Origin of the sequence: Cognatishimia sp. WU-CL00825 (assembly GCF_040364665.1) — a bacterium.
In the GTDB taxonomy this organism is placed as follows: domain Bacteria; phylum Pseudomonadota; class Alphaproteobacteria; order Rhodobacterales; family Rhodobacteraceae; genus Cognatishimia.
In genome coordinates, this window is sequence record NZ_BAABWX010000001.1 from 1096004 (window position 1) to 1114251 (window position 18248).

The 18248-nt window shown below is 51.7% G+C and carries 15 protein-coding genes; 7 read left to right on the top strand and 8 right to left on the bottom strand.

The features are described 5' to 3' along the window. Positions 1–33 precede the first annotated feature (33 nt). The 6 genes from ABXG94_RS05405 to ABXG94_RS05430 all read left to right on the top strand — a co-directional run bounded on the left by ABXG94_RS05405 (position 34) and on the right by ABXG94_RS05430 (position 5173). Positions 34–456 (top strand): hypothetical protein, encoded by a 423-nt coding sequence (locus tag ABXG94_RS05405; protein WP_353532781.1) that lies wholly within the window; start codon positions 34–36, stop codon positions 454–456. Between the two features lie 103 nt (positions 457–559). Beyond that, positions 560–1693, top strand: coding sequence for a carboxylate-amine ligase (locus tag ABXG94_RS05410; protein ID WP_353532782.1), 1134 nt, complete (start codon positions 560–562; stop codon positions 1691–1693). A 148-nt stretch (positions 1694–1841) separates the two neighbouring features. Then, positions 1842–2981, top strand: a complete 1140-nt coding sequence (locus ABXG94_RS05415; RefSeq protein ID WP_353532783.1) for an acyl-CoA dehydrogenase family protein — start codon at positions 1842–1844, stop codon at positions 2979–2981. A 20-nt stretch (positions 2982–3001) separates the two neighbouring features. Further along, the gene (locus ABXG94_RS05420; RefSeq protein ID WP_353532784.1) at positions 3002–4048 is read left to right on the top strand and encodes an enoyl-CoA hydratase/isomerase family protein; all 1047 of its coding nucleotides are present in this window, start codon (positions 3002–3004) and stop codon (positions 4046–4048) included. Then, the gene (mmsB, locus tag ABXG94_RS05425) at positions 4045–4917 is read left to right on the top strand and encodes a 3-hydroxyisobutyrate dehydrogenase (RefSeq protein ID WP_353532785.1); all 873 of its coding nucleotides are present in this window, start codon (positions 4045–4047) and stop codon (positions 4915–4917) included. Before ABXG94_RS05420 ends, mmsB begins: the two co-directional genes overlap by 4 nt. A 67-nt stretch (positions 4918–4984) precedes the next feature. After that, positions 4985–5173 (top strand): YgaP family membrane protein, encoded by a 189-nt coding sequence (locus tag ABXG94_RS05430; protein ID WP_353532786.1) that lies wholly within the window; start codon positions 4985–4987, stop codon positions 5171–5173. Here the strand turns inward: ABXG94_RS05430 and ABXG94_RS05435 are convergent, their stop codons facing one another. Beyond that, positions 5174–5956 carry a helix-turn-helix domain-containing protein gene (locus tag ABXG94_RS05435; protein WP_353532787.1) on the bottom strand — a complete coding sequence of 261 codons (783 nt, stop codon included), beginning with the start codon at positions 5954–5956 and terminating at the stop codon, positions 5174–5176. Positions 5957–6079: 123 nt separating this feature from the next. On the opposite strand from ABXG94_RS05435, the gene ABXG94_RS05440 reads away from it, so the two are divergent. Next, positions 6080–6517 carry an excinuclease ABC subunit A gene (locus ABXG94_RS05440; RefSeq protein WP_353532788.1) on the top strand — a complete coding sequence of 146 codons (438 nt, stop codon included), beginning with the start codon at positions 6080–6082 and terminating at the stop codon, positions 6515–6517. A 94-nt stretch (positions 6518–6611) separates the two neighbouring features. Here ABXG94_RS05440 and uvrA read toward each other — a convergent pair whose 3' ends face one another. The 7 genes from uvrA to ABXG94_RS05475 form a co-directional block, all read right to left on the bottom strand. Continuing rightward, positions 6612–9476, bottom strand: a complete 2865-nt coding sequence (uvrA, locus tag ABXG94_RS05445) for an excinuclease ABC subunit UvrA (protein ID WP_353532789.1) — start codon at positions 9474–9476, stop codon at positions 6612–6614. A 172-nt stretch (positions 9477–9648) separates the two neighbouring features. Further along, on the bottom strand, positions 9649–10209 hold the full coding sequence (locus ABXG94_RS05450) for a class I SAM-dependent methyltransferase (RefSeq protein WP_353532790.1): 561 nt from the start codon (positions 10207–10209) through the stop codon (positions 9649–9651). A 17-nt stretch (positions 10210–10226) separates the two neighbouring features. Continuing rightward, a complete protein-coding gene (gene lpdA, locus ABXG94_RS05455) occupies positions 10227–11621 on the bottom strand; it encodes a dihydrolipoyl dehydrogenase (RefSeq protein WP_353532791.1) in 1395 nt (464 codons plus the stop codon). 139 nt (positions 11622–11760) lie between these two features. Then, entirely contained in the window at positions 11761–12342 is a 582-nt protein-coding gene (locus ABXG94_RS05460) for a DUF924 family protein (RefSeq protein WP_353532792.1), read from the bottom strand. A 97-nt stretch (positions 12343–12439) separates the two neighbouring features. Further along, positions 12440–13705 carry an MFS transporter gene (locus ABXG94_RS05465; RefSeq protein WP_353532793.1) on the bottom strand — a complete coding sequence of 422 codons (1266 nt, stop codon included), beginning with the start codon at positions 13703–13705 and terminating at the stop codon, positions 12440–12442. A gap of 98 nt (positions 13706–13803) precedes the next feature. Beyond that, a complete protein-coding gene (queA, locus tag ABXG94_RS05470; RefSeq protein ID WP_353532794.1) occupies positions 13804–14850 on the bottom strand; it encodes a tRNA preQ1(34) S-adenosylmethionine ribosyltransferase-isomerase QueA in 1047 nt (348 codons plus the stop codon). Between the two features lie 25 nt (positions 14851–14875). After that, positions 14876–18232, bottom strand: coding sequence for an AsmA-like C-terminal region-containing protein (locus ABXG94_RS05475; protein WP_353532795.1), 3357 nt, complete (start codon positions 18230–18232; stop codon positions 14876–14878). Positions 18233–18248 lie beyond the last annotated feature (16 nt).

Consider the following 18248-nt stretch of genomic DNA (forward strand, 5'->3'; position numbering starts at 1 on the left):
TATACACGCCTAACGGGAATTTAAAAAAGACTTATGCCTTCCTTGATATATCCGCTGACGCAAGAAAACATTTTGTTTGCGCGCTGCTTTGGCCACATTGCCCCGGCTGATGTGATCAATTGGAATGTCGAAAAACAAATCAGTGCCAAAGGCGATTCAACCTTAACCGCGCTTGTTGATCTATCAGAAGTCACCAGCACAGATATGACATTTGATCACATGAACGTCGTTTATGGTAAATTAGCCCGTTATTATGAAGCGCGCGGACTTATCTTGCATTTAGTATTTTATGCTCCAAAAGATCTGGCGTTTGGCATGACGCGCATATTGCAATCGCTTTCGGGAATGACTGACTTTGTAAACGTCGATATTTTTCGGAATCCGAAAAACCTGCCCAGTTATTTTCCCGAACTCAACTTGGATCTGGATGAATTGCGCAACCTGTCGGTTGCTTAATGCCAAAGTGACAGGGACCGATGCGGACCTATCGACTTGCACCGCCTGACATTTGCTGCCTTACTTTACATCAAAGTGCACTTAAGCTTTCTGTGGAGGACAAATGTCGATCAAAGAACCGGATTTCACCATTGGTGTCGAAGAAGAGTATCTGCTGGTCGACAAAGACAGTCTAGACCTCGCCCCTGCCCCCGAAGGCTTGATGGAGGCTTGTCAGTCAGAACTTGACGGTCAAGTCAGCCCCGAGTTTCTAAATTGCCAAATCGAAATCGGCACACGCGTTTGCAAAAATATTGGCGAGGCGCGAGAAGACCTGCGCCGCCTGCGCAGCACTGTGGCACGGGTTGCAGCTGGCTATAATCTGGCCCCTATTGCCGCCTCTTGTCATCCATTTAGCGACTGGCGAGACCAGCATCACACGGACAAGGATCGTTATAATAATCTGCGGGATAATTTAGGGGGCGTTGCCCGGCGCATGTTGATTTGTGGCATGCATGTACATGTTGGCATCGAAAACCGCGACATGCGGATCGATCTGATGAACCAGTTGCGCTATTTCCTGCCACACTTGTTGGCTTTGTCCGGCTCGTCACCGTTTTGGCAGGGCGATGATACTGGGCTTTCAAGCTATCGTCTGACGGTTTTTGACAATTTACCGCGCACGGGTTTGCCGCCAATCATGGACAGCTGGGGGCAATGGGAACGCTCGGTTCAGGCACTAAAAATGCTGGGCGTCATCGAAGATTCCTCCAAGATTTGGTGGGATCTGCGCCCCTCAAGCAAATACCCAACATTGGAAAGCCGGATCTGTGATGTAGCACCACGGCTAGAGACAACTTTGACCCTTGCCGCTTTGACCCAAGCCCTGACACGCATGCTGTGGCGCTTGCAAACAAAGAACCAGCGCTGGCGGATTTATGACAGCTTTCTGGTCAAAGAAAATCGATGGCGCGCCCAGCGGTATGGCATCACTGAGGGCCTGATCGATTTTGGCAAACGTGAGATTATTCCATTTGCGGATTTGGTCGAAGAAATGATTGACTTAACGCAACAAGATAGTGAATTTCTTGATTGCACTGCCGAAATTGAGAATGCCCGCTCGTTGGTGAAAAACGGTAATAGCGCCGAGCATCAGCGCAAGGTTTTTCAAGACTCGATCGCAAAAGGTAACGATCAGCCTGCAGCCATGCGCGATGTCGTGCGCTTCTTAACTGAAGAATTCCACGCAGATCTCTGATCCGCCCAAGCGTCAATGATCCAAAATACAAAAGAACGCCACGTCGTTTTGACGTGGCGCGCAATTATTATCTGATTTCTGTCCTGACACATTCTCGAAAGACTTTTATAATTAAACAACCGTTCAATTGTTGACTTAGGAGACCCCCATGGACTTCGCTATGACCGAAGAACAGACTTTGATTTTCGATATGGCCAAAAGCTTCGGCGAGGAACATATCGCGCCTTTTGCGCAACAATGGGAATCCGAAGGAACAATCCCCAAAGCTCTTTGGCCCAAACTGGCTGAACTGGGTTTTGGCGGACTTTATGTGTCCGAAGAATACGGCGGCTCTGGCCTGTCGCGCACCGATGCAGCTTTGGTGTTTGAGGCCCTGGCCATGTCGTGTCCAGCCGTGGGGTCTTTTCTGTCGATCCACAACATGTGTGGTGGCATGATCGACAAATTTGGCTCGGACGCACTCAAGCAAAAATACCTGCCAACGCTTTGTTCCATGGAGAAAATTTTTTCTTACTGCCTAACTGAACCTGGTTCTGGGTCTGATGCCGCTGCGCTCAAGACCCGCGCCGAAAAAACCAACGAAGGCTATGTGCTGAATGGCACCAAAGCCTTTATCTCTGGCGGATCCTACTCTGATGCATACATCGTCATGTGTCGCACGGGCGAGGAAGGTCCCAAAGGCATCTCGACGGTAGTGATCGAAGACGGCACCCCCGGGCTTTCCTTTGGAGCGCTTGAACAAAAAATGGGTTGGAAAGCGCAACCAACAACCCAGGTTCAAATGGACGATTGCAATGTCCCGCTGGAAAACCTTGTTGGCGATGAAGGCCGCGGTTTTTCTTATGCGATGGCCGGGCTGGATGGCGGCCGCCTAAACATTTCGGCGGGTGCCCTAGGGGGCGCACAAAAAGCGCTGGATCAAACTATCCAGTATATGTCCGAGCGCAAAGCCTTTGGCCGCCCTATCAACCAATTCCAGGCCCTGCAGTTCCGGCTTGCTGAGTATGAAACCAAGCTGCAAGCTTCTCGGATCTTCTTGCGCCAAGCGGCCTGGAAATTAGACAACAAGGATCACGAAGCCTCGAAATTTTGCGCCATGGCAAAACTCATGGTCACCGACGTCGCCTTTGAAGTCGCCAATGGCTGTCTGCAACTACACGGTGGCTATGGCTATCTCGCAGATTACGGCATTGAAAAGATCGTGCGAGACCTGCGCGTGCACCAAATTCTCGAGGGCACCAACGAAGTCATGCGTCTGATTATTGCCCGCCAATTGATCGCCTCCTAAGCCCAAGCCGGAAAGCCTCTATGACTGACCTAAACATTCGCAAATCTGGTAAGACGGGGCGCATTACATTTACGCGCCCCAAAGCTCTGAATGCGCTCAGCTATCAAATGAGCCTTGATATCGAAGCCGCGCTGGATGATTGGGCGCTGGATGATGATGTCACCATGCTGGTGATTGACGCTGCAGGCGAAAAGGCCTTTTGCGCGGGTGGTGATATCGCAGACATCTATGCCGCCGGCACCAAAGGCGACTATGCGTTTGGCCAAAAATTCTGGGCGGATGAATACCGCATGAACGCCAAAATGTTCGCCTTTCCCAAACCAGTTGCCACCTTTATGCAGGGTTTCACCATGGGTGGCGGTGTGGGTGTTGGCTGTCATGGCAGCCATCGTGTGGTTGGCGACAGCAGCCAAATCGCCATGCCCGAGGTTGGCATTGGCTTGGTCCCGGATGTTGGTGGTTCTTATATTCTGGCCAAAGCCCCGGACCGTTTTGGAGAATACCTCGGCCTAACAGCCGCGCGCATGGGGGCCGCTGATGCCATTTTGGCGGGCTTTGCAGATTATTACATCCCAGAGGCCCTTTGGCCGGAATTGATCATGCAGCTTGAACACACCGGCAACTACAAGCTGATAGACGCAGCGGCCACCCCGGCCCCCGAAGGCCAACTTGAGGCTATACGCAGCGATATAAACATGCATTTTGCAGGTGAAACGCTTGCAGACATTCTGCGCTCTTTGTCGAATGATCCGAGCGAATTTACCCAAAAAACTCTAAAAGTTCTAAACCGTAACTCGCCACTGTCCATGGCCTGCGCGCTTGAACTGATCCACCGCAATCGAGGGGCAACAGAACTGCGCACAGCGCTGCAACAAGAATACCGTTTCACCTATCGCGCCTTGGAAAAAAGCGACCTGATCGAAGGCATCCGCGCCGCCATCATCGACAAGGATCGCAACCCACAATGGCAACATAGCCTAGAGGCATTGCCAACGTTTGAAGTGACACAAATGCTTTTGCCTCTGGGCAAAGCCGCACTGACATTTGAAAAGGAAGAGCACGCATGAAAATCGGCTTTATCGGACTAGGCAACATGGGTGGCCCAATGGCGGCCAACCTTGCCAAAGCAGGCCATGACGTTACCGGGTTTGATATGGCCAAAGTAACAATTGAGGGCGTCGCTATGGCGGCCTCTGCGGTGTCAGCCGCATCTTCGGCTGATGTGGTCATCACCATGCTGCCCAACGGCAAAATCCTGCGCGCAGTCGCAAATGATATCTTGGCCGCGATGCCCAAGGGTGCCACACATATAGATTGCTCGACAGTCGACGTTGACAGCGCGCGTGCCGTGGCTGAGCAGGCCGCGAACTCTGGCCTTTTGGCAGTTGATGCACCAGTATCCGGCGGCGTTGGCGGCGCAGCTGGAGGCACCCTGACCTTTATGGCAGGTGGCAGCGCAGATGCTTTTGCCACAGCGGCACCGTTATTTGACATTATGGGCCAAAAAGCTGTGCATTGTGGTGCCTCTGGTGCAGGGCAAGCTGCCAAAATCTGCAACAATATGATCCTGGGCGTCACTATGGTAGCAACTTGTGAAGCTTTTGCTTTGGCGGACAAACTTGGGCTAGACCGGCAGAAGATGTTTGATGTTGTCAGCACCTCGTCAGGTTATAGCTGGACGATGAACGCCTATTGCCCTGCCCCGGGTGTGGGCCCGCAAAGCCCCGCTGACAACGGATATCAACCGGGGTTCGCTGCTGAACTGATGTTAAAGGACCTGCGCTTGTCCCAACAGGCCGCAGAGTCGGTGGATGCAGATACGCCGATGGGCGAGCTTGCCCGCGCGCTATATGCGCAATTTGTTGAAAACGAAGACGGCGCAGGCATGGATTTTTCAGCCATGCTACCACGTTTTGAAAAACGCGGGCGGAATTGACCTATATCATATTCGAAAAGCAGAATGTGACATAAAGTACATCTGATACAAATTTTGGAGAACTCAGATGTTTGCGAGAAATATCGGAAGTACGGATAAAACCCTACGCATTGTGGTGGGACTTTTGCTAATCGTCGCCGCGCTTTATGGCTATGGGGCGTGGATGTGGATTGGTGTGGTGCCTTTGGCCACGGGCTTGCTTAACACCTGCCCAGCCTATTCAATCTTGGGTATCAAAACCTGCCAAACCAAATGATCACAAATTGGAAAGCGGCAGCGCACGCAGCATTGCGCCGCTTTCCTCGTCTGCGGGAAACATAAGTTCAATTTTTAACTCTGAATACAGCTCATCATTGGCACCGCCAAACTGCGAAATCGTCGAAAACAAACACAACACGCTGTCGCCAACACGAAAACGGGTCGTCAAAACCACCCCTATCTCAGCGCTGGTGTGACGCGGTAAAGATTGCGCATTTTGCCTGCTTTCCAACTCGGCAATTGCTGTCTCCAACACCTCATCTCGTCCTAGGTGCACCAGCTCCGTGCGCAACCTAGCACGCATAAATTGTTCTAACTCTTCAATGTTTTCAATGGCATCTCGCAAAACAGTATTGTGCAAAAATGCCGTTAGCAGGCTGTCACCTTGCCCAAGCCCCGCTGGAGCCAATAAAAATTGCGCCACCTGGTTCAAAGCAACCAACCGCCAATGGCGATCAAGCGCCATTGCTGGGTATGGCTCATGATTGAGCAACATCCACTCCATGGCCTGATGCAACGGCTCTTTTTCTTTTGCGCCCAAATTCCGATTGCTTAACGCCGGAGCCATGCCTGCTGCAATTAGCAACTGATTGCGCGCATTAACGGGCATATTCAGCACTTCAGACAGCCGCAAAACCATGCCCCGCGTTGGCCGGGCCCGCCCCGTTTCCAAAAAACTGATATGGCGCGCAGACACCCCAGCCAGGCCACTTAGATCCAACTGGCTAAACCGACGGATGTGCCGCCATTCCCGTAAAACGCGGCCTAGTGTTTCTTGCATTATTTTTGCTCCTTACCAACGCAGGCTATCGCGCAATTTAACAAAGATCACTTACCTCATAGGTAATTGTTTTGCCTCTATCCATTCTGCCAAACAGCTCCTATTCAATTCAAGGAGCCTCTCATGTCACTAAATAACAGCATCAAAATGCTAAACGCCGTTTCCATCGGCACAGCCCTATTTGGGATCGCGATGGTTTTGGCTCTGTTCACACCACTTGCGCAAGTTCTCGACGTTTTCCTCGATCTGGCCCATTTTCCTTTGGACGCCCAACAAAGCGCAAATACAGAAACAGAGCGCCTGCTTGTTGCGATTTGCGGCGGTTTGCTGGTCGGCCTTGCGGTCCTCGTTTGGATGGTGACAAACCTAGTTTATGCAGAAAATCCGGCTCTGGGTGCACGCATTATTGCGACCGGGCTGCTTGCCTGGTTTTTCCCCGACAGTATCGGCTCGGCCGTAGCGGGCGCTTGGTTCAATATTTTTATGAACAGCCTATTCTTACTGCTCTTTCTATGGCCGCTGCGCGGGTCACTACAATCGGCGCGTAACGCTAACACCTAGCACAGTACAAGTTTCACACTAGCAAACATACTCTGGGGGAAACGGTGAGCTGTTTAAAGTCACCGTTGGGGGCTACGCCCGCGTACGCCCCGGCCTATTCAGCTGCAACGCGCTTTGGTTTTGGTTTTAACATATCTTTCAGATAATGCCCTGTGTGGCTACCCGCAACCAAAGCGACCTTTTCTGGCGTACCCTGCGCCACAATCTGTCCGCCGCCGTCGCCGCCTTCAGGACCAATATCAATAATGTGATCCGCGGTTTTCACCACGTCCAGATTGTGTTCAATCACCACAACCGTATTGCCCTGATCCACCAATTCATGCAGCACGTCCAACAGCTTACGCACATCTTCAAAATGCAAACCGGTGGTCGGCTCATCCAGAATATACAACGTGCGGCCAGTTGATCGTTTGGCCAGTTCTTTGGACAATTTCACCCGCTGCGCCTCGCCACCAGACAGGGTTGTCGCCTGTTGACCGACCTTAATATAGCCCAAACCGACCCGCGCCAAGGCGTCCATTTTGTCGCGAATGCTTGGCACCGCCTTAAAGAACTCTTGCGCGTCTTCCACGGTCATATCCAACACATCGGCAATGGATTTACCCTTGAACTTAATCTCTAGCGTTTCACGGTTATACCGCGCCCCGCCACAGGTTTCGCAGGTCACGTAAACGTCGGGCAGAAAATGCATCTCGATCTTGATCAGCCCGTCCCCCTGACAGGCCTCGCAGCGCCCGCCTTTGACGTTAAAACTAAATCGACCCGGCTTATAGCCGCGGGTTTTGGCCTCTGGCAGCCCGGCAAACCAATCGCGAATAGGGGTAAAGGCTCCGGTATATGTGGCCGGATTTGACCGCGGCGTTCGCCCGATGGCCCGCTGATCAATATCGATCACCTTATCAAGATGTTCTAACCCCTTGATGGTCTCGCAGGGCGCAGGTGTCTGCCGCGCCCCGTTCAAACGCATCGAGGCGGTTTTAAACAGGGTTTCGATTGTCAGCGTGGATTTTCCACCACCAGAAACGCCGGTTACGCAAACAAATTTGCCCAACGGGAATTTTGCCGTCACATTGCGCAGGTTATTGCCCGTCGCCTTTACCACGCTCAGCGATTTTCCATTGCCCTTGCGGCGCGTTCCAGGCACAGCGATCTCGCGCACACCAGATAGATACTGACCCGTCACCGACCCAGCGTCTGCAATGATCTCTGCAGGTGTGCCCTCGGCCACCACACGACCACCGTGCACTCCGGCACCCGGGCCAATATCAAAGACATAATCCGCCTCGCGGATCGCCTCTTCGTCGTGCTCTACCACAATCACGGTATTGCCTTGGTCTCGCAGGTTTTTCAGCGTGCCCAGCAGCCGGTCGTTGTCGCGTTGATGCAAACCGATCGACGGTTCATCCAGAACATAAAGCACCCCAGTCAGCCCGGACCCAATTTGCGACGCCAGACGAATGCGCTGGCTTTCGCCGCCAGAAAGAGTGCCTGAGGCCCGCGATAAAGAAAGGTATTCCAGACCAACATTGTTCAAAAAGCCAAGCCGTTCGCGGATCTCTTTGACAATCGCGCGGGCAATTTCCTGCCGTTGCTTGGTCAGATGTACAGGCACGTCCTCGATCCAGGCCAAAGCCTCGCGTATAGACAGTTGCACAACATGTCCAACATGGCTGCCAGCGATTTTGACCGCCAATGCTTCTTCTCGCAACCGAAAGCCCTTGCAGGATCCACAGGGACGGTTGTTTTGATAACGTTCAAACTCTTCGCGGATCCAGTTTGAATCGGTTTCACGATAGCGGCGTTCCATGTTGGGAATGACACCTTCAAACACCCGCGTGACTTGGTAAACCCGTCCGCCTTCGTCATAGCGAAATGGGATTTCCTCTTCGCCTGACCCATATAAAAACACTTGTTGAACGTGTTTTGGCAGGTCCTTCCAAGAGGTGTTTTTGTCAAATTCGTAATGTTCTGCTATGGCTTCGATCGTTTGCAGAAAATACGGTGACTTGCCTTTCCGCCAAGGCGCGAGCGCGCCGTCATAGACCTTTAATGTGGCGTCTGGCACAACAAGCCGTTCATCAAAGAACAACTCTTTGCCCAAACCGTCGCATTCAGGACAGGCACCAAAAGGTGCGTTGAACGAAAACAAGCGCGGTTCAATTTCGGGGATGGTAAAGCCGCTGACCGGGCATGCGAACTTTTCCGAGAATGTCATGCGTTCCGGGTCACCCTCTTTGGGGGCGGTTTCCAAAACGGCGATGCCGTCCGCCAAATCAAGTGCTGTGCGCAAGCTGTCAGCCAGCCGCGTTTCCAGCCCTTCGCGTACCACCAAACGATCCACGACAACATCAATGTCGTGGCGGAACTTTTTGTCCAATGTTGGCGGCTCGTCCAACTCATAGAACGCGCCATCCACTTTCACCCGTTGAAAGCCAGATTTCCGCAACTCTAGAAACTCTTTGCGGTATTCGCCCTTACGATCCCGCACGATAGGTGCCAACAAATAGCCGCGTGTACCCTCTTCGAGCTGCATGACACGGTCCACCATGTCCTGAACTTGCTGCGCTTCGATTGGCAGACCTGTCGCCGGAGAATACGGCGTTCCAACGCGCGCAAACAGCAAACGCATGTAGTCGTAGATCTCGGTCACGGTTCCAACTGTTGACCGCGGGTTTTTGGATGTGGTTTTTTGTTCAATAGAGATCGCAGGGCTTAAGCCACTGATGTGGTCCACATCTGGCTTTTCCATCATGTCCAAAAACTGCCGCGCATAGGCCGACAGACTTTCCACATAGCGGCGTTGCCCTTCGGCATAGACGGTGTCAAACGCCAAAGAGGATTTACCAGAGCCAGACAGGCCAGTGATCACCACCAGTTGATCACGCGGAATATCAACATCAATCGATTTCAGATTGTGTTCACGCGCGCCGCGTACTTCGATGTTTTTCAGCTCAGCCATTCAAGCCCCCAGATCCAACGCATTACAGATAGTTCAGCGGCTCGAAGACTCCAAGTGCAAAATGCGAACAAAATGTGAACTTACATCTAATATCAACGCGACCAACGCACTTCTGCTGACAAAAAACGTCAACAGGTTTTGGTCGCGTATTACGCTGGCAGGAAATCAGACTCTATGGCTTGCGCGCCAAGGCCCATGACACAATCGGGAACGCACGATCATTCTCTAGATTATCTTTGTCTTTGTCATAGACCGGTGGCCAATCTTTCTCGAGGTTGCGGGCCGCTGCTTCGCGATTGCCCCATTGAGCAGCTTGCACGTCTTCTTCGGGGAAACCCGCTTCGACAAGTAGGTTGTGCAAGCCACGCGCTGACCAGCGTGAACAATCGTTAGGCGCGGCGTGAAACGGGATATGAAACGGCACCGCCAACCAAAAATACCCACCGGGACGCAACATTTCTAAAACGTTTTTGATTGCCGTATATGGCCGATCCAAATGCTCCCAGACTTGATTGGCCAGGATCACGTCGTATTTCAGAACTTCCCCGTCGGCATAGCGAATTGGTCCCTCGCAAATATCGTGGTCAGGAAACATGTATTGTACATAAGACTTGGCACCAAGGTTTTTGCCCCAGCGACCAGAAATCTCTGCAACATCAAGCTCTTCTATCCCAATGTCACGCAAGATCCGGCGACTGCGACGGTTCATAATGACCCGGTTTAAGCTTGTCATATCGACCTCAATACTAGTTAAATATGGATCGCACGGTCAAAGGCATCCAACACGCTTTCATGCATCATTTCGCTTAGCGTTGGGTGCGGGAAAACGGTTTCCATCAACTCGACCTCAGTGGTTTCTAATGTTCGTCCGACCACATAGCCTTGGATCATCTCGGTCACCTCGGCCCCGATCATATGTGCTCCTAAAAGCTCTCCGGTTTTGGCGTCAAAAATGGTTTTGACCATGCCTTCAGGTTCGCCCAATGCAATTGCTTTGCCATTGCCAATAAACGGAAAACGGCCAACTTTGATTTCAAAGCCCGCGTCTTTGGCTTTGGCTTCCGTATAGCCAACCGACGCCACCTGCGGATGACAATAGGTACATCCCGCAATGCTCTCAGGTTTTACCGGATGTGGTTTCTGTCCAGCAATCAACTCCGCGATCATCACGCCTTCGTGGCTGGCTTTATGCGCCAACCAAGGCGCACCGGCAATGTCACCAATGGCATAGAGCCCGTCCACGGCGGTTCGGCAATAGGCATCTGTGACAACATGGCTTCGGTCAATCTTAACTCCAAGGCTTTCAAGACCAAGCCCTTCGACATTGCCAACGATCCCGACCGCCGAAATCACAGTGTCAAAGTCTTGCTTTGTCTCTTTGCCACCCATTTCAATATGCGCAGTAACTTTGCTGGCCGAGCGATCAAGTTGCTTGACCATGGCTTTCTCCATGATCTTCATGCCCTGCTTTTGGAATGACTTTTTCGCAAAGGACGCAATTTCAGCATCTTCGACAGGCAGGATACGGTCCATAACCTCGACCACCGTCGTTTCAGCGCCAAGCGTGTTATAAAAACTCGCAAACTCGATACCGATGGCTCCGGAGCCAATAACCAACAGCTTCTTTGGCATATGGGGTGGCTGCAGGGCGTGTTTATATGTCCAGACCCGTTTGCCATCAGCTTCTAAACCGGGAAGCTCGCGGGCACGCGCCCCAGTGGCGACAACGATATGTTTAGAAACCAGTTCTTCGGTACCCTTGTCCGTTTTCACCGAAACCTTGCCCTTTGCTGGCAAGCTTGCTTCGCCCATAAATGTAGTGACTTTATTCTTTTTCATAAGGTGGCCAATACCGCTGTTAAGCTGCTTTGCCACCCCGCGCGACCGCTTGACCACCGCGTCTAGATCAAAGGAAATATTGTCAGCGCTCAGACCAAAATCTTTGGCGTGATTCATCATGTGAAAAACTTCCGAGGAACGCAGCAGCGCCTTGGTGGGGATGCAGCCCCAGTTCAGACAAATGCCCCCCATGTGCTCGCGTTCGATAATCGCGACATTCAAGCCCAACTGTGCGCCGCGTATCGCAGCTACATATCCACCGGGTCCAGCCCCAATAACAATCATGTCGAACGTTTTCGCAGCCATAGATCCCTCCGTCTGGATTGCTTCCTAAGACCTTACGGTCCGTTTCACGAAGTGCAATCAGCTTTTCGATCTCAAGGTGGCTGAACAGCAAAAAACCCGCGCCGAGGCACGGGTACTTTGCAGAATTTGCTTGGAGGGACTAAGCCGCTTCGCCTTGCAACACGCGCACTGTACTTCCGTACCCACCTTCGGCGACATAAGCGCTTTCAGGAGTGGTCGATTTGCGTTCCAAAACGGCATTGCGATATGGAAACCTGCCAAATTGACGGATCACTTCGCGATGCGCACGTGCATGCAACAATTGAGCATCTGCGCCATGCGGCAAACGCTCTTTGATCAAACGCACACAGCGGTCTTGATCACAGAGGTTTTCTGAGTGCATTAGCGGCATATAAAAGAACATGCGCGCGGGTTCATCGATCCGCATATCCCAGCCATTATGGATGGCAGTTTTTGCGGCACAAAGCGCCATGCGATCCGCTGCGAAGGCCTTGCCACTGTCGCGAAACATATTGCGCGAGAACTGGTCTAGCAAAACAATATAGGCCAATGCGCCACTGGCATAAGTCAGCCATTGCCCAAGACCACCACCAACAGCCTTGTGCCAAGTTGTTTCAAATTTATCACGAATTTTCTGATCTAGTTCGTCACTTCCAACATACCACTGACGAGGTTCAACCTCATCCAGCCAAAAACTTAGAATTTCCTCAGGCCCTGACATCGGATTGTCTCCCCTTTAAAGATGCCCCCACCATTACAAAAATGTTACGCATGGTAAGCCCCTGAGGGAAAGTAAAAAATTGCGACAAATCCGACATTTATCTCTCGTTAGCGGTATCTTCGTCCTCATTGCCTGACATTTGAGAATATTCTTGCGCGAACTCAACCGCAACGGGAGAGGAGGTTGGCGAAATTGGCGCATATCCACCTGATTCTTCTACCGAGATGGCTTCGCGTTTTGTCATACGATGCGCCGTATAAAGGCACATGATTACCATCAGAAAGACCATGACATAGAAATAGGCCGATGCACCAAAGGTGGTCATAAGCCAACCGGTCACCACCGGCCCTGAAATGGCCCCCAAGCCATTTACAAAAACCAAAGCGCCGGATGTCGCAGCCATATCCTCTTGTCCAACATGATCATTGGTATGTGCAAGCAGCAACGAATACAGCGGGTTGCTTGTGCCGCCAATGATTGCCGCTGCAACCAATAGCGCCACAAAACTGTCTGACATAACAGCACCTACAGTTGCGCCTACAACGGCAAGAGCTGATACCACCAAAATCAACTGACGGCGGTCCATACGATCAGACAGCCAGCCAATTGGGATCTGACACACCAACGCACCCACATAAAAGGCTGACACAAACAGGGAAATCTGCGTGATGCTTAAGCCGGCTTCAGTGCCGAAAACCGCTGACATGCCGAACTGTGCCGAAAACATACCGCCCAACAAAAAGATTCCGACAAAGCCCAGATTGGATACGCCCCAAAGATCCCGCATTTTCATCGGTTTTGCTGATCCAAATGCCGGCGTTGGTGAGACCGAAAGCAGGATTGGCGCAAATGAGATGGAAACCAGTATGGAGGGAATGACAAACAACACATAACCAGAGGGATCCCCGACAACCAAAAGCGCTTGGGCTGCGATAATCCCAACAATCTGAACAAACATGTACAGCGACAGCGCTTTGCCGCGGTTTTCGTTTGTAACGGAATTGTTCAGCCAGCTTTCGGCGGTGACATATACGCCCGAAAAACAAAAGCCGATCAGAATACGCGCGAGAACCCATACCCACGGGTTCGCCACGGTTGGGTAAAGCACAAGAACCGCAGAGATAAAGGACCCAAGTGCCGCAAACACACGCACATGCCCAACCCGCCGGATCATTTCAGGGGCCATTTTAGAACCACCCAAAAAGCCTACAAAATATGCAGACATGACAAAGGACATCTCATAAGTCGAAAAGCCTTCGATCTGTCCACGAATACCCAACAAGGTACCCTGCACACCGTTGCCGACCATTAAGAGCATGATACCTAGCAATAAGGCCCAAGAGCCGGAAATTAGCTGACCCATCGTAGAATCCTTTATCAAGTAGATTGAGCAAAGCACGCCAATAAAAACGCGCCTTGCTCAAACGCGACAAACTTTTGAAAAACCGTGTCTTTTTTGGACTATGGAATTAACAGCGAGGAATCACCGTATGAGAAGAACCGATAGTCCGACGCAATTGCATGATCATAGATGGCGCGCATCCGATCATAGCCCATCAAAGCCGACACCAGCATCATAAGGGTCGATTTGGGTAGGTGAAAATTTGTCATCAAGGCATCAGCGACATGGAATTTGAAACCGGGATAGATAAAAATATCGGTTTCGCCTTCCCATGCCCCTATCTGACCAGAGGCCGCAGCGCTTTCGATCAAACGCAAAGCTGTTGTGCCAACAGGAATAACCCGCCCGCCATTTGATTTTGTTTCTGCAATTTCTTGTGCAGCTTGGGTGCTAACCCTGCCCCATTCAGCATGCATTTTATGCGTGGTCACATCGTCAACTTTAACCGGTAAAAACGTACCTGCCCCCACATGCAATGTAACATGAGTAAATGACACCCCACGATCTGCCAGGGCTTGCAGCAATGCTTCGTCAAAATGCAGAGACGCCGTTGGCGCAGCCACAGCGCCTGAATGACGTGCAAATACTGTTTGATAATCGGTTTTATCCTGTTCGTCGGCCGCGCGCTTTGCGGCAATGTAGGGCGGCAATGGCATCGCGCCAGCCTGGGCCAGCGCCTCTTCGAATGCGCTACCTGATGCATCAAACTCCACTAGGCCTTGGCCATCTACTTTTTGCTTCAATGTCGCCGAAAGCCCCGCAGGGAATACAATCACGTCACCTTCGGCCACTTTCTTAAGCGGTTTGATCAGCGCAGACCATTGTCCATCCGATTTGGGTTCAAGCAGCGTGACCTCTATTTTGGCCCTGGTCTCACCTTGTGCGCTATGACGGGTACGATAACCTGTCAAACGTGCGGGAATGACTTTGGTGTCATTCAGAACCAAACGATCGCCCGGACGAAAATAGGACGGCAAGTCAAACACATGTGCGTCCGTCACCTTGTCTTGCTGGGCAACCAACAGCCGCGCTGACGATCTGGGCGATGCTGGACGCGTCGCGATCAATCTCTCTGGCAGTTCAAAATCAAAATCTGACAACTGCATGGCGGCACCTTCCTGAACTCAATTCTCACTTTGGGACCGAGTCGTTTGGCGTCTGACGCGGGCGGCGGAAAATGTCGCGTAATATGCCCGGCGTCAAGACAGACAATGGGTTTACACTGACTTTAGGGGCATCACTTGTTCCCCCTAACCGATAATTGAATCCAAACAAGCCTTCGCCTTTGCGCGCAACCGGTCGTCCGACCACATTCAACAAGTAAACCGGCGAAATAACCCCCTGCATATCCAATGCTTTGTTCGCAAACGAATAGACGCCGTCCATCGACAGACCCATCGATGTTCCAACAGCGCTGCCTTCGGTCAGCGTGATGCCGCTTGGCGACAGTCGAAACAAGGCTTCAACATCGTTAAAAGCGATGCCCTCTCCGCCCAGTTGTTCTAAAAGCCCAACGACACTGACTGCGTTCAGTAATTCGGCCATCGCAGGCGCATCTTTGACCCGCACGTCTTTCACCAACAAGCGTCCGTCATATTGGCCATCCGCGGAAACCGGGCGCAAAGTTAGGTCCAATGCGCCACCATAGACCTGTCGCAACACGCCTGCAGCGCGAAACACGCCTCCTGCATCGCCAGATTGAATACGCACCGCATTACGGCCAGCCTGAGGCACAACAACACCAGTTACCACAGCATCACCGTTGACCCGCGCTGAAAACTTGCCGTTAAAACCGCCGGTGGTCGAAAAAGCCCCGTCAAAATTCGTAAGATCTATACCATCTGAAATCGTCAGCCGATTTAGCTTGGCCAGAATAGGTGTGTCGCCTGGACCAGAGAGTGACCCACCAGATGCACGACCTGTTGGCATATCAGCCAGTTTCAGATGCCCCCCCTGCAAACGCACCTCTGCATTGCGCCCTGCGCCGCGGCCCACCAAATCCACCGAACCCTCAAACCACGAGCCAAGCTTTACTTTATCAAACCGCGCCAGTTTTAAGCCACCTTTTTCACCAACCGAGACCGCACCTTTCGCCGTTAAGCCCGGAGCAGAAAGTACGATGCTATCCAGCGACACTGGTTTGCCCATTGTCCCTTCGATTTGTAACTGGCCCGATTGGTCAGCGGCTTTTTTCCAGCCAAGCGGTGGAACAGCCAAAGCTAGCCCAACGGTATCAGACGTAACCGCGAAACGCGGGGGCATCCCTCTGATTAAGTCAATTTCAAACACGCCAACAGAACGCCCCGTGACCAAGTCCGAAGGCAAACCAACTTTAAACTCTTGGATGAAGCGCTCGCCAATTTCGATTTCGCCACGCACACTGCTTTTGACATCCTGAGTTTGGCCAAGCGCGCTGCTCCATGTGGCCTCAAATGGGACCGCTCCCACCTTTCCTTTGCCCCCGACGGAAATATCCGTGTTGGAGGCTTGGACAACCAAGGATTCTGAGGCAATTTCTTTGCCAGGGACAAAATGATCTGTCACCACTTCAGACAGCAAAGCCTGCGCTTGAAAATCGACATCATTGGGCTTTAGGTTCTTCACCAGAGCCAATTTGATGCCGGCTGACACCTGCGCTACGCCATCTGCGAAATCAACCGGCAAGTCAGCTTTGGTCAAATAATTGAACGGCGGGTAATCCAACAGGCTGAGCGCTGCGGTGATCGTACTTTGGGATTCCAAATAAACCTCTGCCGGGGGCTTTTTAATGCGGGTATCTGGAATAACGAATGCTGTCCCTGCGATATCAAGGGGCCCACCAAGCTCTGGGCGCACAAATCCTTCGACCGCCTGAACGACAAGCCTATCCTTTACCCATACAAACTGCCCTTTTCCACCTTCAACATTCGGCAAAGTTTTCACATATCGGACATTTGCCTCCGAAAACTCAAAATCAAGATAGACATCGGGCTTGGCACCAGGGCGTGAGCGAAGCGCAAGATTTATGTCGCTTAATTTGCCCGCATGGATGTTTTCATCCACCCATTTACGCGTCTTTGGCTTGGCACGTTCAGGCCACCATTCAACGACACGACGCGCATCCAAGCCATTCATATGGCCATTCAAAGCAACATCCCAATCGTCTTCGGTGGCCGACAAAACCCCATCTATAACAAGCGCTTGCCCTTGATCCTGAATAAAGAGCTCTCCGATATCCAATTTGAAAGGATCCAAATTCAGTCGAAAATCACCTTGAATTTTATCCAGCTCGATTGGCGCATCAAATAACTCAGCAGGGTTGCCCTTCACTTCTGTGAACTGAAATTGTGCAAGCATTGCGTCCGGTAAACCGTTGTCAGAATTCAGTAAATGCGCTTTTCCCTCGGCACGAGCTGTGCCCCATGCGCTGACCAAAGACAATTCGTCGAACCGCAGGGTGTTGGTTTCGGGAATATACGTAAAATAGCTACGAGCAGATTCAAATGGAATTGGGCGCACTGTATCCCGCGGCTGCAAAACACCCTCTGCAATCTGTAGCGTCGCATTCAACGGGCCAAGGGTTCCGGTTTCACTAATGGCGACACGCATCGCACCCGAGATCGGTGCACGCAGAATATCAAGCCACGCCAAACCGGGAGATTGTGACGCGATATCTTCGGCGGCCACGTCTTCCACATTGACGCCAAATTGCGCCGCCAACGAGCCGATTTGACTTTGGTAATTAAACTCCAGTGACGACACATAATCGCGCCCCCCAAGCAACGAAAAACTTGAAGATAGACGCAGTTGATCCCCGGCACGTTCAAGCGCCATATGTCCACCATCGATGGTCCAGGCGCGATCGGCGCGCAAATCATCAAACTGAATGGTAATGCCGTCAACTTGAACCGATGTCAGTCGCTCAAATTGTGGCAGGCTCAGCCAATCATCGATCTGCTTCACCACTTGATCAATACTTGTGCCCTCGTCCGAAGCGCTTTCAGACACACCCTGCCCCTGAACTGCGATATTCACTGTGCCATCCAAAGCTCGCCGCGCTTTTAAAAATACACCCGTGACAAAAATCTCTCTGGGCGCAACTTGGCGTTTAAGTAAGCGCCGATAGGACAGAGATGTTTCAACCTCTGAAAACGCAATCGATGTATCGCTGTTGTTGGGGGCAATCACCACACGCTCTAGTCGGATTTGCGGATGCCAGTTTTTTTCAATCAAAATCGTCAGATTATCAAAGGAAAGTGTTGCCTCTGGCAAGGCCTTGGAAAACTGAGTGATCGCAAGATCTTTGACCCACTGAGGGGCATGTATTGTGCGCCCGATGGCATAGTAGCCGCCCGCGGCAAGCGAAATAGCAATAAAAGTTAGCAATCCAAAAGACCAAAGCACCGCTTTGTAGCGACGTTTTAATTTTGGTTTTGGATTGGGATTAGTCATAGGTGGATGGGTTTGACCAAAATCAGAGGTTTCTTGTTCCGCAGCTTCTCCTACCATATAGGCAGAGCATAAA